Source organism: Halomonas sp. NYA30, assembly GCF_976980765.1.
In genome coordinates this window covers 3,384,621-3,409,184 of the sequence record NZ_OZ334477.1, presented here as the reverse complement: position 1 = coordinate 3,409,184, position 24,564 = coordinate 3,384,621, and the positions used below count along the sequence as shown (strand labels likewise).

22 protein-coding genes are annotated in these 24,564 nt (G+C 52.4%); 9 read left to right on the top strand and 13 right to left on the bottom strand.

Annotated elements, in window-relative coordinates:
• Positions 1-101 precede the first annotated feature (101 nt).
• Positions 102-752, bottom strand: coding sequence for a hypothetical protein (locus tag ACWI0H_RS15860; RefSeq protein ID WP_298967565.1), 651 nt, complete (start codon positions 750-752; stop codon positions 102-104).
• A 188-nt stretch (positions 753-940) separates the two neighbouring features.
• Between ACWI0H_RS15860 and ACWI0H_RS15855 the strand changes: the two genes are divergently transcribed.
• The gene (locus ACWI0H_RS15855; RefSeq protein WP_101145234.1) at positions 941-2,308 is read left to right on the top strand and encodes an L-serine ammonia-lyase; all 1,368 of its coding nucleotides are present in this window, start codon (positions 941-943) and stop codon (positions 2,306-2,308) included.
• Positions 2,309-2,319: 11 nt separating this feature from the next.
• Here ACWI0H_RS15855 and ACWI0H_RS15850 read toward each other — a convergent pair whose 3' ends face one another.
• A complete protein-coding gene (locus tag ACWI0H_RS15850) occupies positions 2,320-3,216 on the bottom strand; it encodes a LysR family transcriptional regulator (protein ID WP_485873934.1) in 897 nt (298 codons plus the stop codon).
• Between the two features lie 132 nt (positions 3,217-3,348).
• Between ACWI0H_RS15850 and ACWI0H_RS15845 the strand changes: the two genes are divergently transcribed.
• The 4 genes from ACWI0H_RS15845 (at position 3,349) to mtgA (ending at position 7,154) form a co-directional block, all read left to right on the top strand.
• The gene (locus ACWI0H_RS15845) at positions 3,349-4,332 is read left to right on the top strand and encodes an MBL fold metallo-hydrolase (RefSeq protein WP_485873933.1); all 984 of its coding nucleotides are present in this window, start codon (positions 3,349-3,351) and stop codon (positions 4,330-4,332) included.
• A 45-nt stretch (positions 4,333-4,377) separates the two neighbouring features.
• Positions 4,378-5,487 carry an S-(hydroxymethyl)glutathione dehydrogenase/class III alcohol dehydrogenase gene (locus ACWI0H_RS15840; RefSeq protein WP_485873932.1) on the top strand — a complete coding sequence of 370 codons (1,110 nt, stop codon included), beginning with the start codon at positions 4,378-4,380 and terminating at the stop codon, positions 5,485-5,487.
• Between the two features lie 85 nt (positions 5,488-5,572).
• On the top strand, positions 5,573-6,427 hold the full coding sequence (fghA, locus tag ACWI0H_RS15835; protein ID WP_179916035.1) for an S-formylglutathione hydrolase: 855 nt from the start codon (positions 5,573-5,575) through the stop codon (positions 6,425-6,427).
• 10 nt (positions 6,428-6,437) lie between these two features.
• On the top strand, positions 6,438-7,154 hold the full coding sequence (gene mtgA, locus ACWI0H_RS15830) for a monofunctional biosynthetic peptidoglycan transglycosylase (RefSeq protein WP_485873931.1): 717 nt from the start codon (positions 6,438-6,440) through the stop codon (positions 7,152-7,154).
• A gap of 61 nt (positions 7,155-7,215) precedes the next feature.
• Here the strand turns inward: mtgA and ACWI0H_RS15825 are convergent, their stop codons facing one another.
• Both ACWI0H_RS15825 and ACWI0H_RS15820 read right to left on the bottom strand, forming a co-directional pair.
• Positions 7,216-7,983, bottom strand: a complete 768-nt coding sequence (locus ACWI0H_RS15825) for an EAL domain-containing protein (protein ID WP_485873930.1) — start codon at positions 7,981-7,983, stop codon at positions 7,216-7,218.
• 31 nt (positions 7,984-8,014) lie between these two features.
• Positions 8,015-8,953 carry a DMT family transporter gene (locus tag ACWI0H_RS15820; RefSeq protein ID WP_485873929.1) on the bottom strand — a complete coding sequence of 313 codons (939 nt, stop codon included), beginning with the start codon at positions 8,951-8,953 and terminating at the stop codon, positions 8,015-8,017.
• 145 nt (positions 8,954-9,098) lie between these two features.
• Between ACWI0H_RS15820 and ACWI0H_RS15815 the strand changes: the two genes are divergently transcribed.
• From ACWI0H_RS15815 to ACWI0H_RS15805, 3 genes are all read left to right on the top strand, one after another.
• Positions 9,099-9,491, top strand: coding sequence for a DUF4168 domain-containing protein (locus ACWI0H_RS15815; RefSeq protein WP_101145241.1), 393 nt, complete (start codon positions 9,099-9,101; stop codon positions 9,489-9,491).
• Positions 9,492-9,756: 265 nt separating this feature from the next.
• Positions 9,757-11,667 carry a DUF294 nucleotidyltransferase-like domain-containing protein gene (locus ACWI0H_RS15810; protein WP_485873928.1) on the top strand — a complete coding sequence of 637 codons (1,911 nt, stop codon included), beginning with the start codon at positions 9,757-9,759 and terminating at the stop codon, positions 11,665-11,667.
• Position 11,668: 1 nt separating this feature from the next.
• Positions 11,669-12,394 (top strand): 3'-5' exonuclease, encoded by a 726-nt coding sequence (locus ACWI0H_RS15805; RefSeq protein WP_485873927.1) that lies wholly within the window; start codon positions 11,669-11,671, stop codon positions 12,392-12,394.
• 70 nt (positions 12,395-12,464) lie between these two features.
• On the opposite strand, the gene ACWI0H_RS15800 is transcribed toward ACWI0H_RS15805, so the two are convergent.
• The 4 genes from ACWI0H_RS15800 to ACWI0H_RS15785 all read right to left on the bottom strand — a co-directional run bounded on the left by ACWI0H_RS15800 (position 12,465) and on the right by ACWI0H_RS15785 (position 17,392).
• A complete protein-coding gene (locus ACWI0H_RS15800; RefSeq protein WP_485873926.1) occupies positions 12,465-14,105 on the bottom strand; it encodes a BCCT family transporter in 1,641 nt (546 codons plus the stop codon).
• 241 nt (positions 14,106-14,346) lie between these two features.
• Complete coding sequence (locus tag ACWI0H_RS15795) at positions 14,347-15,222, bottom strand: glycine betaine ABC transporter substrate-binding protein (RefSeq protein WP_339882944.1); 876 nt, start codon at positions 15,220-15,222, stop codon at positions 14,347-14,349.
• Positions 15,223-15,362: 140 nt separating this feature from the next.
• Positions 15,363-16,190 (bottom strand): ABC transporter permease, encoded by an 828-nt coding sequence (locus tag ACWI0H_RS15790; protein WP_176304473.1) that lies wholly within the window; start codon positions 16,188-16,190, stop codon positions 15,363-15,365.
• Complete coding sequence (locus ACWI0H_RS15785; protein WP_485873925.1) at positions 16,190-17,392, bottom strand: quaternary amine ABC transporter ATP-binding protein; 1,203 nt, start codon at positions 17,390-17,392, stop codon at positions 16,190-16,192. Before ACWI0H_RS15785 ends, ACWI0H_RS15790 begins: the two co-directional genes overlap by 1 nt.
• A 418-nt stretch (positions 17,393-17,810) precedes the next feature.
• Between ACWI0H_RS15785 and ACWI0H_RS15780 the strand changes: the two genes are divergently transcribed.
• On the top strand, positions 17,811-18,272 hold the full coding sequence (locus ACWI0H_RS15780; RefSeq protein WP_485873924.1) for a hypothetical protein: 462 nt from the start codon (positions 17,811-17,813) through the stop codon (positions 18,270-18,272).
• A gap of 162 nt (positions 18,273-18,434) precedes the next feature.
• Here ACWI0H_RS15780 and ACWI0H_RS15775 read toward each other — a convergent pair whose 3' ends face one another.
• From ACWI0H_RS15775 to ACWI0H_RS15755, 5 genes are all read right to left on the bottom strand, one after another.
• Complete coding sequence (locus tag ACWI0H_RS15775) at positions 18,435-19,835, bottom strand: sigma-54-dependent transcriptional regulator (protein ID WP_485873923.1); 1,401 nt, start codon at positions 19,833-19,835, stop codon at positions 18,435-18,437.
• 11 nt (positions 19,836-19,846) lie between these two features.
• On the bottom strand, positions 19,847-21,292 hold the full coding sequence (locus ACWI0H_RS15770; protein WP_339882937.1) for an ATP-binding protein: 1,446 nt from the start codon (positions 21,290-21,292) through the stop codon (positions 19,847-19,849).
• A gap of 53 nt (positions 21,293-21,345) precedes the next feature.
• Entirely contained in the window at positions 21,346-22,542 is a 1,197-nt protein-coding gene (locus tag ACWI0H_RS15765; protein WP_485873922.1) for a PQQ-dependent sugar dehydrogenase, read from the bottom strand.
• Positions 22,543-22,672: 130 nt separating this feature from the next.
• Positions 22,673-23,548 (bottom strand): AEC family transporter, encoded by an 876-nt coding sequence (locus tag ACWI0H_RS15760; RefSeq protein ID WP_008958165.1) that lies wholly within the window; start codon positions 23,546-23,548, stop codon positions 22,673-22,675.
• A gap of 77 nt (positions 23,549-23,625) precedes the next feature.
• A complete protein-coding gene (locus ACWI0H_RS15755; RefSeq protein WP_485873921.1) occupies positions 23,626-24,540 on the bottom strand; it encodes a LysR family transcriptional regulator in 915 nt (304 codons plus the stop codon).
• Positions 24,541-24,564: the final 24 nt, after the last annotated feature.

Sequence of the window (24,564 nt, the reverse complement as noted above, 5' to 3'; positions counted from 1 at the left end):
TAATACCTAAATAGTGGCTAAGACCTAAAAAGCCCGCCGTTCACTGAACGGCGGGCTTTTTTATGTTTGGTCTAGTGTAATGGGTCTGCCAATAGAAAGCGTTATGCAGGCGTTTGGCGTTGTGTCTTATAAATGCGCCGAGCCAACAGCAGCAGCTCCAGTGTGGCGATCAAAATCAAGCTGTAACCGAGAAGCTCCACGACTTCTTCAGCGACACTCTTAAAGGTGCCTGAATAGCTATCTTCGAGTATTAATTGCCAAAACTCTTGCCGGCCATACAGGCGCGAGAAGATATACGTGGTCAGTACGCCCGCTGTAAACAAGCCAAAGGCGAAAGTATTGCTGTAATGGGCAAACTCAACGAGGAAGCGATTACGTTGCTTAACCACCCAAAAGAGTGCTGGGAAAATGATCAGCGCTACTAGCACTTTCCAAGTGTTATCAGCGACATAGTTATCCAGGAAATGATCTTGCTCGCGCACCAGTGAGGCCGCTACAAACGCGAGTAGCAGCAGGCTGACGGTGGGCCATACCCTAAGCACCTGGCGAATATAAAGCAGCATGGCGCAGCAGGTGGCCAGCACGAGTGTTTGCGTAAACTCGGTAAAACCCAATTCAGAAAACCGCACTGAGGGAAGATAGAGCGCTTCAAGATAGGCGCCTTGGGCAATTGCCCCAATGAAAAATACGTATAACACTGCACGTATTAAAATAGTTTGAAACCCTATTGGCCAGGGAGGTGAAGAAGACATACCGACATCCATTGTGGGTAAGCAGCGTCGTAACGTGCATATGCAAACATGCAGGGGTGAATGTTCATTATATCGTCACACTTCTGTGTTCGCACGTCGATATTGTGGTTATTCGCTCGACGTTTGGTCATCGCCCCTGCAAAGTGTTAAATGGGCAGGCAATAACAACGTTGTGAGGGAGTATCGGCATGGCTATTAGTGTGTTTGATCTTTTTCGTATTGGTATTGGACCCTCCAGTTCCCATACGGTCGGGCCGATGCGCGCTGCGCGTGATTTTGCCATGGCGCTCGAAGACGCCTCCGTCACGCGAGTCGTGGTAAGACTTCATGGCTCACTGGCCGCCACCGGCGTGGGTCACGGTACTGATCAAGCGGTGATCATGGGACTGATGGGGGAGGCGCCCGAAAGCATCGACCCCGACACTATTGCATCGCGATTAAAACAACTTGATGAGAGCGAACCACTGTTGCTTGCCAATGGCCAGCAAATCGCCTTTGAGGTTGGCAGCGATGTGGAGTGGGATGAAACCTGCCTGCCGTTTCATCCTAATGCCATGGTGTTGAGCGCTTACTGCCATGGCACACTGATAGCGACGAACACATATTACTCACTAGGCGGCGGCTTCTATGTTGATCAGGCCAAGGCGGATCAAGGCGAGGTGGGTGAGGACAGTACGCCGCTGACATATCCCTTTAATACGGCGGAGGAGCTGCTCGCACTCTGCCGGCAGCATCAACTGCGCATTAGTCAGTTGATGCTTGAAAACGAGAAGGCTTGGCGTAGCGAATCGGCCATTCGTGAAGAGCTGCTGACTATTTGGCAAGCGATGAGTGACAGCATTGACAATGGCCTGCGTGCCACAGGGCATTTGCCTGGAGGGTTAAATGTGCGCCGCCGTGCGCAGTCTTTGCATCAGCAATTACTGAGTCCGCCAGAAAATCAGCGCCTGATTGTGTCGAGTTTTACTGTGATGGATTGGGTCAATGTATTTGCGCTGGCGGTGAACGAGGAGAACGCCGCTGGGCGGAGGATGGTCACCGCACCGACTAACGGGGCGGCGGGCATCGTGCCAGCCGTATTGGCGTACTATTTGAAATTTGAGCCCGACGCTAGCGAGGCGGATGTAGTGGATTTTCTGCTCACAGCCGGGGCAGTCGGCATTTTGTGTAAAAAGAATGCTTCCATCTCGGGCGCTGAAGTAGGCTGCCAAGGCGAGGTGGGCTCCGCCTGTGCAATGGCGGCCGCTGGGCTTGCCGAAGTGCTGGGCGGCACGCCGGGCCAAGTGGAAAACGCTGCTGAGATCGGCTTGGAGCATAATCTGGGGTTAACCTGCGACCCGGTGGGCGGCCTTGTCCAAGTGCCTTGTATAGAGCGCAATGCGATCGCCTCCGTCAAAGCCATTAATGCCGCGCGTATGGCGCTGCATGGCGATGGTGAGCACTTTATATCGCTGGATAAAGTGATTCGCACCATGCGCGATACCGGTCGCGATATGCAGGATAAGTACAAGGAGACCTCTAAAGGTGGGCTCGCCGTTAATGCTATTGAGTGCTAAGTAGCGATTTCTCAACTAAGCGAGTCCTTGGGTAAGACGCTGGCAATATTGGCAACCAGATAATCTACCAGCTGGCGTATTTTAGGCGATAGATGGCGGTGGCGGGGGTAGACCGCCCACACAGCGGTATCGTGATGCTGAAAAGGCTCCAGCACGGCGATCAGCTCGCCGCTGGCTAAGTAGGGGGCCACGTAGTAGTCCGGCAACTGCGCCAAGCCCAGCCCTTTGCGAGCAGCATCTAACAGCGCCGGACCGGAATTACCGCTCCAGCACCCCTCGACACGCACTTCCCGGCGTTGGCCGTTCACTTCAAATAGCCAGTTAGGTCGTGAGCCAATCAAGCAACGATGTTGGCTAAGTTCAGCCAGGGTATGTGGGCGCGGCGCTTGGCGAAAATAGCCCTGCGAGCCGACGATATATTCGCGCCGGTCGCATAGGCGCCTAGCGATCAGTGTGGAATCCTTTAACACTCCCATCCGAATGGCAATATCGTAGCCCTCTTCAATCAGTTCCACTGGTCGATTAGTGAAGTGCATATGTACATCCAGCTGCGGATGCAAACACTGAAAGTCATTAACTAGTGGGGCGATGAAGCGCTCGCCGAAGGTCGTGGCCGAGGTAAGTTTAAGTAGCCCATTAGGTTTGGCCTGGAGTTCGCTCAGTGCTTGCTCGGCATCGCGCAGCCCATCAAATAGGTGGCGGCAGTGCTCTACATAGGTAGCGCCCGCGTCGGTCAAGCGGATCTGGCGGGTGGTGCGATACAGCAACTGTACACCCAACTGGTTTTCAAGCTGGCTGACCAAGCGGCTGATATGTGAGGTAGAGACTTTCAAGTGGCGGGCTGCAGAAGAAAACGTGCCTAAACGCACTACTTCGACAAACGCTTCGATACGGCTCCAGTGCTGCATGTTGAAATTCCTTAGGTCGACGGCGATTGTTGCTGAGTGACAATAATCTTATGAGTGTATCCCGCTTTATCTACTGCGCCTAGCTGACCTATACTGCTCGCATCGTTAGCGTATCAATGGAGTGTATAGCTTATGTCTAAATTCCTATCTCAGTGGTCGCGCGGTGCGCTGGCCGTTGCAATTAGTGCTGGCTGTGCCGCTAGTGCTCAGGCAGAGCTACCTACGCAACAGCAAGAGCAGGCTCCCGGTTGGTTTCGTATGATGGTTGGGGAGCATGAAGTCACTGCTCTCTACGATGGTCATACAGCGATTGATACTTCTTTGCTAAAAGGCATGGAGCAAGAAGAGATTCTTCGCCATCTGGATGCGCTATTTATTGATGCGGAAAGCGGTATGCAAACCGCGGTTAATGCTTTTCTTATTCATACTGGCGAGAATCTGGTGCTGGTCGATGCCGGGTCTGCCGCCTGCTTTGGCCCCTCGCTTGGTCAGGTAGAGAGCAACCTCCGCGCATCAGGCTATTCGCCAGAAGATGTCGACACGGTGTTGATGACCCATTTACATCCGGATCATGTGTGCGGTTTAGCCAATGAGAGTGGTGAGGCGGTTTACCCAAACGCTGAGTTACGTGCCAGCCAAGCCGATGCTGATTTTTGGTTGGATGAGGAGCGTGCGGCAGCGGCGCCCGAAGGTAATCGAGCGTTCTTTGAAATGGCCCAAGACGCGGTAGCGCCTTATCAGGAAGCGGGTCGCTTCAACCCCTTTACAGCAGGTGATGAAGTGCTCATGGGCATTGTGGCCCAAGAGACTCATGGCCATACCGTTGGCCACTCAAGCTTTATGCTCAATAGCGATGATGACGCTATGCTGGTATGGGGTGACGTGGTACACAGCTACGGCGTGCAGTTTGCCGACCCTACGGTGGCTATTGAGTTTGATTCCAATCCAGAGCAGGCCGTGCGCACGCGGGAAAGTGTGCTCGAAAGCGCCGTTGAAGATAAGCACTGGATCGCCGGTGCCCATATGCCTTTCCCTGGTATTGGACATATCATAGAAGATGAACAAGGGTATCGCTGGCTGCCAATTGAGTTTGCCCCGGTAGCAGCTGACGAGTAACGCATTCGTAATAGTGGTTGAAGTAATGAACATTGAGGAGCCGAAATGAAGTCACGCGCAGCTGTTGCACTAGAAGCGGGTAAGCCGCTCGAATTAGTTGAGATTGATGTTGAAGGCCCAAAAGCGGGCGAAGTACTGGTTAAAATGGCAGCGACTAGCGTCTGTCATACCGATGCCTACACGCTTTCTGGAGCTGATCCGGAAGGTAACTTCCCCGCAGTATTGGGTCACGAAGGGGCCGGCGTCGTTCAAGAAGTAGGCGAGGGCGTTACCAGCCTTAAGCCGGGCGACCATGTGATCCCGCTCTACACCGCCGAGTGCGGTAAGTGTAAGTTCTGTTTGTCGGGTAAAACCAACCTGTGCGGCAGCGTGCGCGCTACCCAGGGTAAGGGGGTCATGCCTGACGGTACCTCGCGGTTCTCCCTAAACGGTAAGATGCTTCATCACTACATGGGCACCTCTACGTTCAGCGAGTACACGGTGTTGCCAGAAGTCTCCCTAGCGGTGGTGTCTAAAGAAGCCCCTATGGATAAAATCTGCCTGCTGGGCTGCGGTGTGACTACCGGCATCGGTGCAGTGCTGAATACCGCCAAAGTAGAGCCGGGCGCTACGGTGGCGGTGTTTGGCCTTGGTGCGATTGGTCTTGCTGTTATTCAAGGTGCGGTGATGGCCAAAGCAGGTCGGATTATCGCCATTGACGTTAACGCCGATAAGTCCGAGCTGGCCAAGCAGTTTGGCGCTACCGATTTCGTGAACCCGAAAGAGTACTCAGACCCCATCCAGCAAGTCATCGTCGATATGACCGATGGCGGTGTCGACTACTCCTTCGAGTGTATCGGCAACGTTAACGTGATGCGTTCGGCGCTGGAGTGCTGCCATAAAGGCTGGGGCGAATCGATCGTGATTGGTGTCGCCGGGGCCGGTGAAGAGATTTCGACACGGCCGTTTCAACTGGTCACCGGGCGCGTCTGGAAAGGATCCGCCTTTGGTGGCGTCAAAGGGCGCAGCGAGCTACCGGGTTACGTTGATCGTTATATGAACGGTGAGATCAATATCGACGACTTCATTACCCACGATATGCCGTTTGAGAAGATCAACGAAGCGTTTGATTTACTGCATGCGGGTAAGAGCATTCGTACCGTACTGCATTACTGAGTATCATTGCTGAAACTGATAGCTAGCACGTGTAAAACGCGGCGGGGAGACCTGCCGCGTTTGCTGCATTTAAAGGAACCTGCCCATGAGCATGAGTGAAACTTTAGAACTGGTGTCCGCTAACCGTAGTTTTGGTGGCTGGCATAAGCGCTACCGCCATTACTCCCGTGCGCTGGATTGCGACATGGTCTTTGCCGTTTACCTGCCTCCCCAGGCGGAAAACGAGCGCGTACCGCTGCTTTGGTGGCTCTCGGGGCTAACCTGCAATGACGAAAACTTTATGCAGAAAGCGGGCGCTCACCGTATTGCCGCCGAATTGGGTGTGGCGATTGTCTGCCCTGACACCAGCCCCAGAGGCACGGATTTGCCTGGCGAGCACGAAAGTTTTGATCTGGGATCCGGGGCTGGGTTCTATGTCAACGCGACTGAGGAGCCTTGGAAGTCTCACTATCGCATGTACGACTATGTGATTGAGGAGCTGCCTTCGGTAGTACGCCAGCACTTCCCGGTGAATGGTCGCGAATCCATTAGTGGCCATTCGATGGGTGGGCATGGCGCTTTGATTCTGGCACTACGTCATCCAGGTCGTTTCCGCTCAGTATCGGCTTTTTCACCGGTGGTGAATCCAATGAACTGCCCCTGGGGGCAGCAAGCCTTTACTGCCTATCTAGGTGAAGATCAGTCACGCTGGCGTCAGTACGACGCCTGTGAACTGGTGGCTAATGGTGCATCCCGTCAGCGACTGTTTATCGACCAGGGCGAAGCGGATCAGTTCTTAGAAGAGCAGCTTCAGCCTGAGCGTTTAGAAGCCGTTTGTGAAGAGCACGATCATCCGTTAACACTGCGCCGTCAGCCGGGCTACGATCACAGTTACTTCTTCATTGCCTCGTTCATTGAGGATCATCTGCGCTATCATGCAGACCACCTCATGAAGCGTTAAGGATTACTGGATGCTCAATCGTTCGCTGCGCCGTTTTATGCGTCTGCTATGGCGGATTGTATGGCGCAGCGTATTAGCGTTTGTGCTGCTATCAGTCGCGCTGGTAGTGCTGTTTCGCGTTGTTCCTCCACCGGGCTCGATGGTGATGGTTGAGCGCAAAATACAGAGTTGGATCCATAGTGAGCCGATTCGACTACAGCGCGAGTGGCGCGGTTGGGATTCTCTCTCTGACAACGCCAAACTGGCAGTGATTGCCGCAGAGGATCAGCGCTTTCCGCATCATAGTGGGTTTGATCTTGTCGAATTACGCCGCGCGCTGCAGGCCAGTCGGGACGGCGGAAGGCTACGCGGTGCCAGTACCCTGAGCCAGCAAACAGCGAAAAACGTGTTTCTATGGACCGGCCGAAGCTGGACGCGCAAGGGGTTAGAGGCGTGGTTTACGTTGCTGATTGAGATACTCTGGAGTAAGCAACGTATTCTTGAGGTTTATCTCAATGTCGCTGAGTGGGACCGCGGCGTGTTTGGGGTGGAGGCAGCGGCTAAACACTATTTTGGCGCCTCTTCCCATTCCCTTACCGAGCGCCAAGCCAGCTTGTTGGCCGCTATTTTACCCAGCCCGTTAACGCGTAGCGCCGCAATGCCCGATGCCCAGGTTGAGCGGCGCAGCCAATGGATACGCCAGCAGATGCGTAACTTAGGCGGAGCTGATTATCTGCAACAACTATAGTTTAGGATGCTGATATAAAAGCATCTATAACCGATTTGGTCATGGTCTTTATTCACATGACCTAATCGTATTTGGCGTGGTCAATTTCCGTCAATGCCTCTAAATTTGGGTAGGAAAAGTAGTAGCCTTGCTGCATCGGAATGCCCAGTTCAACTAGGCAGCGAGACTCTTCACGGGTTTCAACGCCCTCAGCAATTAGCGGTATTCCCAATGTGCTGGCTAGCGCCACTAGGCTACGGAGTATGGCTTGGCGACGCTTATCGTTATTGCATGTCATTACCAGGTCGCGGTCAAGTTTCAGTGAATCTGGCTGCAGGTCGGTCAATAGGTCAAGGTTGGCATAGCCATTACCAAAGTCATCTAACGAGGTGGTAACCCCCATTTCGCGGTAACTTTCGATAATTCTGCGCAAATGTCCACGATCGGTAACTCGCTCAGTTTCGGTTATTTCAAAATTGAGCCGCTCGATAGGCCAGCCAATACGGTGCGCTGTTTCAAGGGTGGCTTGCATGCACGCTCTTGGTTCGTAAACCGCATTGGGAAGAAAGTTGATAGAGAGCTTTTCCTGCATACCTAGTTCACTGGCTAGTTCTATAGCTTTAATACGGCACGCCTGGTCAAAACGGTACATCAAATCTTGAGTTACTTGCTCAAGTATTGAAAAGGCAGACTCACCATTGGGCCCGCGCACTAACGCTTCGTAGTAAATAATTTCTCGCTGACTAACATCGACGATTGGTTGAAATGCCATCGTAAATGCAAAAGGTACCGGTGAATCGCAACGGTTACAGTGTCCGTTCACCCTGGCACAGTGGTGTTGTGCTGACATGTTTATCCAAACCCTGGTCTACAAAACCTTGTTATCGTTTAGTCATCCCATGAGCGGGTTTTCGAATCACCATCACTACCCCAGTGATGGCAATCACCATTCCCGCAAGCCCCAGTAGGGGTAGACGTTCGTCAAACAGCCACCACGCCTGAAGCGCCGTGACAGGTGGCACAAGATAAAAAAGACTCGCTACCCGCGAGGCTTCCCCCTTTTTAATCAAGGCCATAAGTAACAGGATAGCGGCAATTGAGAGAATCAACACCAGCCAAGCAAGGGTTAGTATAAAAGTACTACTCCATTCCACCTGGCGTGTCTCAAATAGTAGTGCGCCACTCCCTAGTAGGACACCTGCCGCCAAGTATTGGATAACCGCCCCAGAAAGCAGCGGCATACTGGTGCAATATCTTTTCTGATAGAGCGTACCCAACGAAATGCCCATTAATGCGGCGGTGACGCACAGTAAAGCGCTAATACCGAAGCCATCAAAGAGGGATTCACCAATCTCTAGCTTACTGCCGAGGACTAAGCAGATTCCGATTAAACCCAGGCTCAACCCCACCCACTGAAGCCGTGTCAGCTTTTCCCCTAATAGTGGCCCGGCAAAGGCGGCGGTCAAAAGCGGCTGAAGACCGACAAGCAGCGCCGCTAGCCCGGCCGGCATACCTAAGTAAATGCCATAGAAGACGCCACCCAAGTAAGCGCCGTGAACTAGAAAGCCCGATATGGCGATGTGTGTCCATAACCTAGGTGATGTTGGCCAAGGAATTCGCATTAAGAGCGCCAACGGAATTAACAGCAGTAAGGTCAGCACGAAGCGTATGAACAGAAACGTGAAGGGTTCGGCATAAGGCAGGCCAAATTTGGCGCCAATAAAGCCTGTGCTCCAAAGAAGAACAAAAATAGCGGGCATAGCAGCCAAGCCCGCAGATGAGAGGTCGTTATATTTTAAGCTGTTGAATTTATTGGTCATTATTTTTCCGTAGTGGCGTGTTTAGATCATTTATTTGATACATATAGTTCTTTTTGTTACTAACTTTTACATAATAAATTGAACCTGCTTGAATCAGGCGCGTCACAGTGGGCACATACATAACGCAATATTGAGGTTTATTACTATGCAACGTATGACTGCTCTGTTCTCCGCTGCCCTGCTCGCTACTGGTTTAATGACGGCTACTGCTCATGCCCAGCAAGATCAGGATTCAGCACAAGATCCAATGGCAACCCAGCAAGCAGCACCTGCCCAGGATTTTTCTGACGATCAGCTCCAGCAGTTCGCCGATGCTTCTCAAGAAATTGCGGTTATTTCTCAAGAATATACCCAACGTCTGCAGGAAGCTGAAGATGAATCAGCGCAGCAGGAAGTGCGCACTGAAGCTAATGACCGCATGATCGAAGTGGTCGAAGACAGCGGTTTAGATGTTGATACCTTCAATGCAATTGGTCAATCTATTCAGCAAGACCCAGAAATGATGCAGCGCGTTCAGGAAATGGCTAGCCAATCCTAAGCTGAGCCATTGATATCAGCTGATAGCCTTCTAGTGTAGCTAGTTTACTAAATTAGTTAGCCACGTAACTATCAGTTCGGCTTCGGCCACCAAAGCCCGGTGCTTATTGCATCGGGCTTTTTCATGTTGGCTTCTTCAATGATTAATCTTTTCAACAAGGTCGCCTTATTGTGCATCGTGGGTTTACCTTACCTAGCCTACCCGCCACACTTTACGTTATATGTTGATTATTCAGTCAATTGACCGGCAAGCCTAAGGAGTCCGTATGGATGTCGAACTGCTAGAAATACGCCAGCATATGGGGCGGTTTCCCCCGTTTGATGGGCTGTCGGATGATCTTCTTGATGCCATCGCAGAACAGGTGGAAGTGAGCTATTTCAAAACCGGAAGTAGTATTTTAGAGCTCAATGAGACGTTAAGTGACCTTTGCTATATTCGCAGTGGCGCTGTAGAGGTCTATCGTAGCCAGGGAGAGCTATATAACCGCCTGGGTGAAGGCGATATTTTCGGTCACTTCAGCCTGCTGCGTAACCACAAAGTGCGTTTCCCAGCCCAAGCGATTGAAGATACTTTAATCTACTTTATCCCTAACGCAGTCTTCCAACGTCTGTGTGAAGAAGATGACCATTTTGCTGATTTTGTTGAGCTAGAACGGCCGCGGCTAGAAACCGCCGCCGAGCAGCAAAAGAAATCCAATGACATGATGGTCACGCGGATACGCAAACTGCTGACTCGATATCCGGTAATGGTTGAAGTTTCTACCAGCGTTCAGCAAGCCGCTCAGCAGATGAGCGAAGCCCAAGCCTCTGCGCTATTAGTATTGAAAGAGGGGAGTGACAACCCACGCTTCAGCTTCAAAGACAGCGAGGGCCAAACATGGCAGATGTGCGGAATTTTGACCGATAGTGATTTTCGCACTCGCATTGTGGCTGAGGGGCTATCGCCACAAACTAAGGTGGGCGAAGTGGTTTCCTCGCGCTTAATTACTATTCAATCAGATGCCTCGGTCTATGAAGCCATGCTGACGATGCTGCGCAGTAATGTGCATCACCTGCCTGTGCTCTATCGTCAGCGTCCGGTAGGCGTCGTGCATCTTTCCGATATCATTCGTTATGAAACCCATAGCGGTCTCTATCTGGTTAGTAATATTTTTAACCAATCCAGTACCCAAGGGTTAGCACGCTTAGCACCGGATGTACGCGCGGCGTTTGTACGAATGGTACAAGAAGGGGCCAATTCTCAGATGGTGGGTAGTGCACTTTCCACCATCGGGCGTAGCTTTACCCGCCGGCTGCTAGAAATGGCCGAAGCGGAACTAGGTCCGCCGCCAGTGCCTTACTGCTTTATGGTCAATGGGTCCATGGCGCGCAATGAGCAGAGCATTGTTACCGATCAAGACAATGCGCTGATACTCTCCGATGAATTTGTTCCCGAACAGCACGACGCTTACTTTCACGCCTTGGCGAAAATTGTTAGCGATGGTTTGGACGCCTGCGGCTATACCTATTGCAAAGGTGACGTGATGGCGACCAATACACAGTGGCGCCAGCCAGTAAGTGTTTGGAAGCGCTATTTTCAGGATTGGATGGCCAATCCGACGCCAGAAAGGCTGCTACACAGTTCGATATTCTTTGACCTGGATAGCTGTTATGGCGAAGACCACTATGTAGAAACGTTGCAAGACCTGATTGCTGAAACAGCACCCAAATCGCCGCTATTTTTAGCCGCCATGGCGCGAAATGCCTTAAACCGCACACCGCCGTTAGGATTTTTCCGTACCTTTGTGATGGAGCAGGACGGCAAGCATAACAACTCCATTAATCTAAAACGGCGGGGCACTGCACCGATGGTGGATTTGGTACGTATCCATGCCTTGGCTTGCGGCTCCAAAGCGCAGAACTCTTTCCAGCGTTTGAATGACATTGGAAACACCCAGTTATTAGCGACCGGGATGAGCGACAAATTGAGCTATGCGTTTGAGTTTCTGTGCATGTCACGATTGCGCCATCAAATGATCGACCTACAAGAAGATCGTCTACCGGATAACAATATTGAACCGGAGAATGTCGAGGATAGCGAGCGCCACACCCTGAAAGACGCTTTCCAGGTGCTTAGCAATGCGCAAAAATTTCTGAAGTTCCGCTACCCGATGCCCGCTCAGCGGCAGGGGCGCTGAGATGCTTGGAATACGACCACGTCAGAAAATCACTCAGGCTGATTGGGCGGGCTATATGGCCCAGCGGGCTCAGCAGGCAGACAGTTCGGCGATCCAGAAGTTTTTCAGTACCCCGCTACCTGATCCGGAAACCCCGATTGCCGAGGTGCCTATGGTGGCACTTGATATGGAAACCACCGGGCTGGATGAGCGGCGCCATGCCATTGTCAGTATTGGTCTTGTGCCGTTTACCCTTAATCGCATTAAGCTTGCCGAGCGGCGCTACTGGGTGGTGAATCCTTCGCGGCCGCTGGCGGAAGCCTCGATTGCCTACCACCACATTACCCACTCAGAGATTGCCCAGGCGCCAGATTTAGACGTGATATTGGATGAGGTGTTAGCGGCGTTAGCGGGTCGATTAGTCGTCGTTCACTTCCGCAATATCGAGCGGCCTTTTTTAGATGCCGCTGTCAAAGCTCGCCGTGGGGAAGGGGTGCTGTTTCCGATGATCGATACCATGTCGCTGGAGGCGCGGCTCCATCGTCAAACGCTTTGGGCACGTTTTCGTCGTTGGTTGGGCCGCCCACCGGTTTCGATACGTTTGCACGCTAGCCGCGAACGCTATGGTTTGCCTGCCTATCAAGGCCACCACGCCCTGGTGGATGCGCTGGCGACGGCAGAGTTACTACAGGCGCAAATTGCCACCCATTACCGGCCCGATACACCCTTAAAAGATATTTGGTGTTAAAGGCTATCAATAAAAAACGGGCAACCCACTGGGTTGCCCGTTTGCTTTACGGCGTAAGTAGACCGAAGGCTTAAACCGCTTTTGGCTCGCTCATCAACCCTTTGATAATGGCATAACACGCCACTAGCAATATGATGGTGAACGGGAAGCCGGTTGATACAGCCATGGTCTGGAGTGCCGTTAGGCCACCGCCGAGCAGTAGTGCAATGGCAATCGCGCCTTCAATGATCGCCCAGAACACGCGCTGTGGTTTCGGTGCATCGACCTTACCGCCCGCGGTAATCGAGTCGATAACCAACGAGCCGGAGTCAGAGGAGGTCACAAAGAAGATAATCACTAAAATGATCGCGATGAACGAGGTGATTTGTGACAGCGGCAGCTGCTCCAGCATGATGAAGAGCTGCAGATCGACGCCAGCGTCACGTACGGCTTCAATACCCTGGCTGACATATTGGTCAATGGCGGTGCCGCCGAAGGTGGTCATCCACAGTACAGATACCACAGAAGGCACGATCAAAACGGATATCAGGAACTCGCGAACAGTACGACCACGTGATACCCGGGCGATGAACATGCCGACGTACGGAGACCAGGAGATCCACCATGCCCAGTAGAAGGCCGTCCAGCCTTGACTAAAGTTGGCATCTTCACGGCCAAATGGGTTTGATAGCGCAGGCAGGTGAACTGCATAGTTCCACAGGTTCTCAAAGAAGCCGGTGGCAATCAGCAGGGTAGGGCCAACCGCGATCACAAAGAACAGCAGCATCGCCGCTATCACAATATTGATCTTGGAGAGCAGCTGCACGCCTTTATCGACACCCGCTAAGATGGAGCCAATCGCGATGATCGTAATACCAACGATCAGCAGGATCATGGTGATATCGCTTTCCGGCGCGCCGAACAAGTAGGTAAGGCCTGCAGCGGCCTGAGTGGCACCTAGGCCCAGTGATGTAGCTAGGCCAAATAGAGTGGCGAAGACGGCCAGAATATCAATGACATGGCCTGGCCAGCCCCAAACACGCTCACCCAAAATCGGGTAGAACACTGAACGCATGGAGAGCGGCAGGCCCTTATTGAACGAGAACAGTGCTAGCGAAAGCGCCACGACCGCGTAAATTGCCCAGGGGTGAAGGCCCCAGTGAAAGATCGTGGCCGCCATGCCTAGTGCAGCCGCTCCTGCGGCATCTCCCTCGGCGCCCGCCAGCGGAGCCCAGTCTCCACCGTCAAAGGATGTGCCAAAGTGAGTCAGCGGTTCATTGACGCCGAAGAACATCAGGCCAATGCCCATACCCGCGGCAAACAGCATTGAGAACCAGCCCATATAGGTAAAATCAGGCTTGGCATCGGCACCACCAATGCGGATTTTACCTAAGGGAGAGACAATTAGGCCTAAGCACAAAATGACAAATATATTAGCAGCTGAAATAAAGAACCAAGCTAGATTGCCGGTCAAGAAGCCGAAAATAGCGTCATAAATAGGCGCAATAGTGTCTTGCAGCGCGAGTGTTAGCACCACAAACAGCAATACAACGACTGCCGAAATGCTAAACACTTTGCCGTGCAGGTCAAGATTGAGACCCATGGTGTTCGTGGTGATGTTGTCTTGCCCGATGACATAATCGGTGTCAATCAGATTCGCCGCACCCTCTGGGGCAGGTATGCCTTCAGAGACCTGCTCTTCAGGGGGGCGTTTATCGTCGTGGTTATCCACTTGAGCCTCTCTATTTCGATCAAGGTATGTCGATCAAAAGATGTTGAACAAAAACCAAAATGTGGTCATCAACCAACATTGCATGGCGTACGTTAAGGCGCACAATAGCAAATCTGTTAAAACAGTGTTCAACGTATTGTGAACCATAGCGCTTAATACGGTGCTTAACACAGCACTTAAAACGGTACTTACAACGACAACAGAGGGCCGAAGCCCCCTGCTATAGCTTGCTCGTATAGTTTTAGCTATCGAGCCACTGTTCCACTACGTCTTGGTTGTCTTCAACCCACTGCTTTGCGTTCTCGTAGGGGTCGCTGCCATCTTCCTGATTCATCAGCATGACTTCCCCCATCTGCTCTGGCGTCCATTCGAAAGCATCGAGAATGGCATAGGCTTCTGGCATGTCTTCTTCCAGGCCTTCGCGAACCGCGGTATGGATCTGCTCTGCACCACCGTAGACATTTTCAGGATCTTCTAGGTATTTGAGGTCAAAGCGGGCGAACATCCAGTGAGGCGTCCAGCCGGTAACAACAACGTTTTCTTCGTTATTAATGGCACTCGAAAGCGCTGCCGTCATCGTGGCGCCACTACCGCTACGCAGTTCCAGGTCAAGGTCATAGGTATCCACAACCTCTTCGGACAGCGACATTAAGCCTGCGCCGGGGTCAATACCGATGATCTCGTTATTAAAGCTGTCAGCGTTATCGTTAAGGTCAGCAATGGAGTCGACGTCGGTGTACTCAGGTACAACGAGGCCTAGCTTGGTGCCGTCCAGGTTGGGACCCAGGTCTTCTATGCTATCACCCAAGCGTTCCATGTAATCGGCGTGAGTGGTTGGCAGCCAAGCGGCAACGATAGCATCCGCATCGCCAGAAGAGAGCGCTTGGAACATGGCAGCAGCAGAAAGCGAGGTGAGATCCACCTCATAGCCTGCTTGCTCAAGTACTGCGGCAACCACGTTGGTGGAAGCAACTTCAGATGACCACTCGACGTAGGCCAGGTTAACGGTGCCTTTCTCTTCCTCGGCTTGCGCTGTACTGCTGATAGCGATGCCTGTACCAGCTAACAGTGCCAGTGAAGCGATACGGATACGGAGGTTCAATGTGCGATGTTTCATTCACTTTCTCCCTTGGGTATACATTTATTAATGTGACGATTTGCTGCCAAACACAGCATGCTTAGCCAGAAGCGACTTAGCAAGCGGTTGGCTCAACGCAGTCGCTTCTGCCGTTTTGCTTAATTGATGCATTTTTCCGGTTATCGGGTCTTTCTCAGTGACTGCGTCAAGCGGTCAAGCAGCATGGCTAGAATAACCACCGCAATGCCCGCTTCAAAACCATCGCCAGGACGCAGACGTTGAATAGCGCGCCATACTTCGCTGCCCAAACCATCCGCACCGATCATGGCGGCAATCACTACCATGGAGAGCGCCAACATGATGGTCTGGTTGATACCCGCCATGACTGTGGGTAATGAAAGCGGCAGCTGTACTTTGAACAGTTTCTGACCCCGTGTAGCGCCATAAGCATCAGCGGCTTCGATGAGCTCTACAGGAACTTGACGAATACCCAGCGTGGTAAAGCGAATCGCTGGTGGCATCGAAAAGATGACCGTCGCAAAAATTGCTGAGACGGAGCCAATGCCGAAAAACGGAATCGCGGGAATCAAATAAACAAACGCTGGCATGGTTTGCATGAAGTCCAGAATCGGCATTATCACGCGGTAAAGCCGATTGGATAGCGCCGCAGCGATGCCCACAGGTAATGCAATGACCACTGCCACCATGGTGGCAAATACCACCAGCGTGAGCGTTTCGATCATTGGATTCCAGAGGTCTAGGTTCCAAATCAACGCTAAACCAGCGACAGCGCCTATTGCTAAGCGAACGCCCGCCAGTTTCCAGCAGAGCAGGGCTATCAAACCGAGCAGTGCCCACTCAGGCAGCCACATTAGGCTGTCGTTTAAAAAATCAATGCCGGTTTGAGTGAAGCGTGAGATGCCACGGGTAACCAGGGAGTATTCGCTGGTCAACCAGGTCAGGCCGCTTTCAATCCAATCACCTAGCGGGATGCGTGGGATTTCCATTATTGCTCTCCTGCTCGTGCCAGTTCATCAAGTACTGCGCCTTTTACCACCACGCCAAGCAGTTGCTCTTGCTGATCAATCACGGCAATAGGGAAGCTCTTTTCACTAAACATGGCAAACAGGTTATGCAGCGGCTCATCCATAGGGACTTTGCGGAAATCTTGGGTTAAATAGGGAATGATTGAGTCAGCCCCTTCTTCAATCGCACGGCTAGCGGCATCCACCTCCAGCAGGCCGAGCAGACGACGGTCGCGATCAACGACATAGATAGAGTCGATAGTGTGGTCGCGCATACGGTGCAGGGCGGTACGCGGGCCATCGCTTTCGCGGGCGGTGGTGCGTAGCGGACGCATGGCGCTTTCAGCGGTCAGAATACGTGACCGATCAACCCCTTCGATAAAGCGCCGCACGTAGTCATCCGCAGGTTTAGTCAGAATTTCTTCCGGCGTGCCGATCTGCACCACTTCACCATCTTTCAGCAGCACGATGCGATCACCAATATTGAGCGCCTCATCCAGGTCATGAGTGATGAAGACGGTGGTCTTTTGCATTTTGGATTGCAGTTGCAAAAGCTCTTGCTGCATGTCTTTACGAATCAGCGGGTCGAGTGCGGAGAAGGCTTCATCCATTAACAGCACGGTGGCATCGTTGGCCAACGCACGGGCTAGGCCAACGCGCTGCTGCATGCCGCCGGAGAGTTGATTGGGGTAGGCGTCTTCCCAACCCTCCAAGCCAACCTGTTTCAGCGAGTCATGAGCAATCTTGTGCCGTTCTGCTTTCTCTACGCCGCGAATTTCCAAACCGAACTCGGCATTCTGCTGCACAGTGCGGTGAGGAAATAGCGCGAAATTCTGAAACACCATAGAGAAGTGGCGGCGACGGCACTCCAGCAACGCTTTCTCTTTCAGCGTCGGGATATTTTTACCGTCGATGACGATCTCACCTTCGGTCGTTTCAATCAGGCGGTTAAGGCAGCGAATCAACGTCGATTTGCCTGACCCTGAAAGCCCCATGATAACCAAAAGTTCGCCTTCATAGACATCAAACGAAATATCCGATAGCCCCAGCGTCTGGCCTGTTTTCTCCAGAATTTCCGGGCGCTTCATTCCCTGGTTACGTAGCTCGATTGCTTTTTGAGGGTGCTTGCCAAAGACTTTGCTTAAGCCGCGCACTTTAATTTTGACGGGTCGTGTCTCGTCCATCGGCGGTGCCTTTTTGTTGAGCAGAATGAATGTGCATTGATGACAGCGTTAGCCGCGGCACAACGTCATTCATAAAAGAAAAGATAACTTGTGTTGGTTAATTTATTAATAATTATTATACATAGGTAGGGCCTGTGTGTCACAACGGCTCGCTCAACGGGGCAATTAACGCTACATGTGTCATTTTTTACCCACCTGATTTCGAGCAACTGCCGTCGATGCTGATATTTATTATTTCATAACGTTATGATTTTAAAGTTTTTGTTTTCTTTATGTGGAAGTTGGCACGTTAAATGAATGTGCTTAATAGCCGTGTCACTATTTGTATAAGACAAATTTTCATTTAACCAAGTAAACGTTTTATTAATTGCATGTTGCAGAGTAGAGATTAACGGTCTCATCAATGGAGGTGGGTATTATGGATAATCAACATGACCAAATTGAAAGTCAGCAAGCTACCAAGCGCCCACGTTGGTTAACGCTGTGCATGATGGCAACCGCAGCAAGTGTCATCGTATTGGCTGGTTGCGGCGATAGTGAAGAGCCGGCGACACCCACGGAAGAGCCGTCTCCGTTGGAACAAGATGCCACCACTGAGCCTGAGCAGAGCATGAGTGAAGAGCCTGCAATGGAACAGGATTCAGGTTCAGAAGGCTCTATGACGCAAAGTACAGGCGCTGAATCTGAAGCGCCTATGTCTGAAGAGAGCATGTCAGAAGAGAACATGCCTGAAGACACAATGGATGAACCCGCCACGGGGACAATGAACCCCGAAGAAGATGAAGCGGGTTTCGGTGAAGGCACTGACCCGATGCCGGGCGACAGTGAAGATACAGATGCCACCCCAGATGACGATGATGAGGAAACCAGTAATCAGTAATGGCTAGTCATTAGTAATTGTTAGTGTACCGCTCCCTACGATGGTAAATCGCATCAGCTGTCTGTTCCCTGCGGCTGCTCCACACGGTTTGCCATCCTTTCCGCCCCCGCGCCCGCGGGGGTTTTTTTTATCCTGTTTAATCAGCTAGCAGGGTCGCGTTAATTACTCTTCATTATCTTCAAGGCGGCGGTAGAGTGTTCTGCGTGCGATGCCCAGCACCTCTGCGGTGCGCCGTTTATTGCCCCCTGTGGCTTCCAAGACTTTGTTAATATAACGTTTTTCGACTTCTTCCAAGCTGGGCCAGCGGATCGGAGGCGGGACTGGCAGTTGGCCGCCCGCGAGTAGTTCGCCACTGACGGAAGGCACTATAGGCGTGCCGGTTTCCACCGTTGATTGCTCCCGCAGGCGCTCGGGTAAATCCTTGTGGCTTAGCGAGCCATCTTCGCTCAGCGTAACGCCGCGCATAATGGCGTTTTCCAATTCGCGCACGTTGCCGGGGTAGGCGTAATTGAGCAAATTACTGAGTGCTTCGGGTTCGATTTTCTCAATCTGCTTGCCCTGTGCCTCAGAGTGCTTATCGATAAGGGCAAAAACAAGATGCTCGATATCGGTGCCGCGCTCACGCAGAGGCGGGATACGCAGCGAAAAAGTTTCCAACCGGTAAAAAAGGTCGCTACGGAAGTTACCTTGCTCTATCTCTTTTTCTAGATTGCGATGGGTCGCAGCGATGATTCGCACATCCACCGGCTCTTCGCGCTCGCCACCCACTGGACGCACGGTTTTCTCCTGCAGGGCACGCAGCAATTTAGCCTGCAGATTAATCGGCATTTCACCAATTTCATCTAAGAACAGGCTGCCGCCCTGGGCGCTTTGAAATAGCCCTTTGCGCGCTTCGCTAGCGCCGGTAAAAGCGCCTTTTACATGGCCAAAGAACTCACTTTCCATCAAGTCGGCGGGAATGCTCGCGCAGTTAACTGGTACGAAGGGCTGGTCGTTACGCGGGCTTTCCTGATGAATGGCGCGAGCAAGTAGCTCTTTACCGGTGCCGCTTTCACCTAAAATGAGGATGGGGGCATCGCTTTTGGCTAACCGAGAGGCATCGTGAAACAGCGCCTGCATGATTTGGCTTTTACCCACGATGCCATGAAAGTGACTGATATCGGTATCGTGGAAGACTGCTAAACGCTGCCGTTCTAGCACACGAAAAACGGCTTCCCGGATTGCATCCAAATCGAGTGGCTTGGTTAAAAAGTCGTCAGCCCCGAGTTTTAATGCCTCGACCGCCTGATCAATGGTACCAAAGGCGGTAATCACGATAATGCCCAACTCACTGCCCGCTTGGCGGAGTTGCTGAAGTAACTGTATGCCAGTCATACCCGGCAAACGTACGTCGGTAATTACCAGCGAGACGGTGGTGTGGCTCAATAAGGCGATAGCTTCTTCAGCGCTAGGGACACCGAGCGTGGTATAGCCTGCATCCTGCAGTTCTTCCTCTAATAACTCACGTATAGCGGCGTCATCTTCCACCACCAATAAAGGTAAAAGGTGTTCCTGATGGGTCACAAACGTTGTCCTCACGCGGATGCGGTTTCACTAAGGGGTAGTGTAATTTCAAAACCAGCGCCACCAAGGACGCTGTCAAACACGCCGATCGTGCCGCCGTGGTCGTTAATAATGCGATGTACCATAGAGAGCCCCAAACCACTGCCTTGGCCGACGGGTTTGGTGGTAAAAAATGGATCGAACACTTTATGATGATGAGAGTCGGGTATACCCGGGCCATCATCTTCTACCCACAGTATTAATTCGTGTTCTTGCTGTTGGGCTCGAACCCTAATGCGGCTTACTTCGGGCGCTTGCGCCGCATTTCTGAGTAAATTGGTCAGCACCTGAATAAGCTGCTGACCATTGGCGATTAAGTTGGGGGTCGGTGACGGTAATTCAATGTCTAGACGAATGTTGCGCGGCTCAAGCTCCTCTTCAACCAAATCGCTGGCGCTCATAATAAGCTGATCAAGTGCTAACTCGCCTTTCTCTACGTTATGTTGACGGCCTAATTCCATTAATTGACGCACAATTTCAACGATGCGTTCCACTTCGCCGCGAATGCGGCCTAGCCTTGCGCGTTCGTCATCACCAATCACATCGCGGCGAGCCAGGCGTTGAGCTTGACCATTGATTACCGTTAGCGGTGCACCTATTTCGTGGGCAACCCCCGCTGCAAGAACACCTAGTTCGGCTAGTTTTTTCGATTTACGTAGACGCTTTTCAAGCTCTATTTCACGTCGCTGGCGGTCGTCGATTTCTTGGTCTTTCTCTGCCATCGCGTCCAGCATGCCATTTAAACCAGAGGCGAGGCGGCGATATTCGGTAGGGCCGTCTTCGGCGGCACGCTGGCTGCGGTCACCATCTTCCACCAGCAGCATTACGTGCAGCAGCCGATTAAGCGGGCGCTCGATATGGCGGCGAAACCCCCACCAAATACTAAATACAATCCCTGCAGCGCCGACCACAAATACCAACACGGCCACAATGCTAATAAAGCCAGTATAGCTCTCAATGCCGGTATTGAGTCGGTTGACCTGCAGCACGCCATACACAGTGCCATCTTGTGAGCGCAGGGGTGTCAACGCAGAGTAGTAATTCCACCCATCGTGCTGTCGATAGTTGCTATATAAATCATCGCGCTCAATGACTTGCTGAATTTCTTCCCGGCTGAAAATGTCTTTGCCAAGGCCTAGACCGTAAATGTCGCGCCCGTCGGTATCGAATACATAGGCGCCATAAATGCGGTGGAAGGAGAACGCCGATTGTAGCGCTTCTTCGAGCGGGGTGCTGCTGTCCGGCGTGACCGCGTAACTCAGCGAAGAGCTCAGCGTGCGGGTAATAATCTCTACTTCCGTTTGGAGCTTTGAGCGTACGTTATCCTCAAGCGATTTAATGGCGACTAAGCTAAACACCACTAGGACGACAAAAAGCGGCACAATTACCGTTAAAATTATTAAATTGCGTAGTCGCATGCGGCGCCCATAGTGGTGTTAATACATTTTAGTATCAGTAAATGCTTGAGGCGTTACTGTTTCGTTGGCGCCAAGCGATAAAGACCACCCTGTGGGGCATCGGTAAGCAGATAGATGGCATCGTCCGGGCCTTGGCGAACATCACGAATACGACCAATGTCACCATTAAGAATCAGTTCCTCTTCGGCTACGTTACCATTCTCTAAGCGCAAGCGAAGTAGCTTTTCACTGCCGAGACCGCCAGCCAATAAGTTACCTTTCCACTCGCCAAACGCGTCGCTAGTCACTTCTGCAAGTCCGGCGGGTGCAAAGCGGCCTTCAAACACATATACCGGGTTCACCATGCCGGGCAGTGAGTCTTCGCCAATCGGTTCATTGGTGGCGTAGTCATTGCCCTGACTGACGTCCGGCCAGCCATAGTTATTGCCTGCTTCGATATGGTTAAGCTCGTCGCCGGTTCGCGGGCCGTGCTCGGATACCCAAGCTTGGCCGTTACTCAACACGGTCATGCCCTGAATATTACGGTTACCCATGGTATAGATTTCGTCCAGTGTGGCGTCATCGTCTACAAAAGGGTTGTCATCAGGCACGCCGCCGGTGGCGGTAAGGCGCAATGTTGAGCCCGCGTGGTCATCGCTTGCTTGGGCGCGAGGCGGCTCACTACCGCGGTCGCCAATGCTCATTAGCAGCGTGCCATCAGGTAGCCAAGCGAGTCGCGAGCCATAATGGCGGCCAGGCCCAGAGGCGCGGTCCTGTTCAAATAAGTGTTCTACCTCACCCAGTTCGTCGCCCAGCCATTGTACGCGTGATAGCGCCGAACGCGTGTTATTGCCATCGGGCTTGCTCCAGGTGAAATAAATCCAGTCGTTGTCACCCGCGCCATTGCCATCTTTGAAATCAGGGTGCAAAACGATATCTAACAGGCCGCCTTGGCCTTGCGTGCTGACGTCTGGCATGCCTTCCAGGGAGCGTTTTTCGCCACTTTCGGGGTCAACAAGCGTCAGTTGCCCGCTGCGTTCACTGACCAGCGAGCGCCCATCAGGTAAAAACGCAACCGCCCAGGGGTGTTCGAAACCCTCGGCGATACGCTTCATAGAAAGGGTTAAATGCTCAGTTTCAAGCGACGCCTCAATCACTTCTGCGTTCGCGTTGTTCATCGTAGCCGCCAGTATCAACCCGCTAATCCCCGCTACTCGAATCCCCGGCGCGAGCCAGAGGCGGGTAGAGTGACTCTTATTGGCATAATGCATAGCGTGCCCTCTGTGATGTTAATGCCCGTTATCATTAGTACCCGTTATTAATAACAGTCTAGCAGTGACTCTTCACTCACGTCGGGGTTCCGCTAAGAGTGCTTAAACGGCGTTATTGAAAGAAGCGGGCTTACATGAGTATGGCGAGCAGTACCGGTATATAAACCAACGCTAGCAGCGTTGAGCAGAACACTAGGCTGGCAACATAGACAGGTTCACGCTGAGCGCGTTGCGCAAATAGATAGTTAAATACCGCCACGGGCATACACATCTGCACTACTAAAATGCTTTGTGCGAGGGGGGGAAGGCCCACCCAGCCAGCGATCAACCAAGCGGCTACCGCAGCAAGGGGGATGCGCACTAAGCTAAACCCTAGCCCCGAACGCAGGTTTTTGACCTTGATGCTGGCCAGCGAGACGCCCAGCGTAATCAGCATTAGCGGTACTGTGAAACCGGACATTAAATCTACTGTGTTCGCCAACCAGGGCGGCAGCGAGGTACCGGTCAGCAACAGCGCCATAGAAATAAGAATGGCGTAAACGGTTGGCGTTTTAACGAGGGTTTTGAGTGGATTACCTTGGCTATTAAGGACAGCGCCCAGGGTGAATTGAAATAACGAGACGGTAACCATCACCGTGATGCCATAGGCAAAGCCTGCGCTGCCAAAAGCGTAAAGCACCACCGGTAAGCCCATGTTGCCGGTATTGGGGTACATCATGGGAGCAATTAACACCCGCCAGCTGCGGCGCAACAGTTTCGCGACCAGAAAGGTCGCGGCCCCCATGGTGAGAATCACCAACGCGGCGGCCAGCATTGTCTGGCCAAAGGTGGTGGCATCAATGTCGGCGCCTGCCAGGGACGCTAATACCAGTGACGGTGTTCCGATGTTAAATACCAGACGGGTAATGAAGTCGACCGGGTAAGGATGGCCTAAGCGTACCCATAAATAGCCAAGCCCTGCACCGGCAAGTACGGGCGCCATGACGGCAAAAAGTTCGGCAAGCATTGACTGTCCTTGGCAATAATTAAGCGCCTATTGTCGTTAATAAGCGGGCTAACTGGCAAGGTAAACACTTAATGGGTCTATGCAGCGGCGGTGGACGTACGCCACTGGGCGGGCACTTGGCTGCGTAAAAACTCCAACAGGGCGTGAGTTCGGCGTGACTGGTGGCCATAAGCGTAAAGCAGCGTGATCGGTAAAGGGGCTGGCTCCCAGCCGTGCAGGCAGTTAATCAGCTCGCCCGGATGATGCTGTTCACGTTTGGCGGTTAACCAGTGAGCGAGTAGACCAATGCCCTGGCTACGCGCGATGGCATCAATATGGAGGGCGGTGAGATCCACCCTTAACCGTGAGCGGGGCGGGTTAAAGGTGTACTCGCCGTGTTCAGGATGTGAGAGCAGTAGCCCATTTGACGCTGAGTTCAAAAGGTCTATCCAAGCATGCTGATTAAGTTCTTCGGGGTGCTTAGGCATGCCAGCCCTTTCTAAATAGCGGGGGCTGGCATATAAACCACGGCTTAAATACCCCAAGCGTTCCTGATTAAGCCCGCACTCATGCGTTGGCCCCAACCAAACATGCACGCTATTACTGTGCATTTTAGTTGGCGGCGTTTCACGAGTGTGTAGCGTTAGTTCTACCTTGGGGTGCCGGTTCAAGAAGGCATCAATGGCGCTCGCTAACCAACTACGCGCTAAGGCACCGTGTACCTCAAGGGTTATTTCACCGCTGATCTCCTCACGCAGCTCCGCCAGCGCCTCCTGGCTATGGGCCGCCATCGCCAAAAGTTCAGTGCAGTAGTTGTGAAACAGCAGCCCAGCTTCCGTGGGGATTAAGCGGTTGGCTTGGCGTCTTAGCAGCGGCTGGTTAAGCCGAGCTTCCAGTTGACTGATGCGTCGACTTAGGGTCGATTTGGCTAAACCGAGCGTTTGCGCGCTGCGGGTCAAGCTGCCCGTGGTCATTACATCGGCAAAAGCGGTGAGTTCGTCAAAGTCATACATGGTCAGGCCCACGGGCAAAGGGTG

Bases quoted from the DNA above. Each gene is read 5' to 3' on its own strand.
- ACWI0H_RS15860 (WP_298967565.1), bottom strand. From the start codon at position 752: ATGTCTTCTTCACCTCCCTGGCCAATAGGGTTTCAAACTATTTTAATA.
- ACWI0H_RS15855 (WP_101145234.1), top strand. From the start codon at position 941: ATGGCTATTAGTGTGTTTGATCTTTTTCGTATTGGTATTGGACCCTCC.
- ACWI0H_RS15850 (WP_485873934.1), bottom strand. From the start codon at position 3,216: ATGCAGCACTGGAGCCGTATCGAAGCGTTTGTCGAAGTAGTGCGTTTA.
- ACWI0H_RS15845 (WP_485873933.1), top strand. From the start codon at position 3,349: ATGTCTAAATTCCTATCTCAGTGGTCGCGCGGTGCGCTGGCCGTTGCA.
- ACWI0H_RS15840 (WP_485873932.1), top strand. From the start codon at position 4,378: ATGAAGTCACGCGCAGCTGTTGCACTAGAAGCGGGTAAGCCGCTCGAA.
- fghA (WP_179916035.1), top strand. From the start codon at position 5,573: ATGAGCATGAGTGAAACTTTAGAACTGGTGTCCGCTAACCGTAGTTTT.
- mtgA (WP_485873931.1), top strand. From the start codon at position 6,438: ATGCTCAATCGTTCGCTGCGCCGTTTTATGCGTCTGCTATGGCGGATT.
- ACWI0H_RS15825 (WP_485873930.1), bottom strand. From the start codon at position 7,983: ATGTCAGCACAACACCACTGTGCCAGGGTGAACGGACACTGTAACCGT.
- ACWI0H_RS15820 (WP_485873929.1), bottom strand. From the start codon at position 8,953: ATGACCAATAAATTCAACAGCTTAAAATATAACGACCTCTCATCTGCG.
- ACWI0H_RS15815 (WP_101145241.1), top strand. From the start codon at position 9,099: ATGCAACGTATGACTGCTCTGTTCTCCGCTGCCCTGCTCGCTACTGGT.
- ACWI0H_RS15810 (WP_485873928.1), top strand. From the start codon at position 9,757: ATGGATGTCGAACTGCTAGAAATACGCCAGCATATGGGGCGGTTTCCC.
- ACWI0H_RS15805 (WP_485873927.1), top strand. From the start codon at position 11,669: ATGCTTGGAATACGACCACGTCAGAAAATCACTCAGGCTGATTGGGCG.
- ACWI0H_RS15795 (WP_339882944.1), bottom strand. From the start codon at position 15,222: ATGAAACATCGCACATTGAACCTCCGTATCCGTATCGCTTCACTGGCA.
- ACWI0H_RS15790 (WP_176304473.1), bottom strand. From the start codon at position 16,190: ATGGAAATCCCACGCATCCCGCTAGGTGATTGGATTGAAAGCGGCCTG.
- ACWI0H_RS15785 (WP_485873925.1), bottom strand. From the start codon at position 17,392: ATGGACGAGACACGACCCGTCAAAATTAAAGTGCGCGGCTTAAGCAAA.
- ACWI0H_RS15780 (WP_485873924.1), top strand. From the start codon at position 17,811: ATGGATAATCAACATGACCAAATTGAAAGTCAGCAAGCTACCAAGCGC.
- ACWI0H_RS15770 (WP_339882937.1), bottom strand. From the start codon at position 21,292: ATGCGACTACGCAATTTAATAATTTTAACGGTAATTGTGCCGCTTTTT.
- ACWI0H_RS15765 (WP_485873922.1), bottom strand. From the start codon at position 22,542: ATGCATTATGCCAATAAGAGTCACTCTACCCGCCTCTGGCTCGCGCCG.
- ACWI0H_RS15760 (WP_008958165.1), bottom strand. From the start codon at position 23,548: ATGCTTGCCGAACTTTTTGCCGTCATGGCGCCCGTACTTGCCGGTGCA.
- ACWI0H_RS15755 (WP_485873921.1), bottom strand. From the start codon at position 24,540: ATGTATGACTTTGACGAACTCACCGCTTTTGCCGATGTAATGACCACG.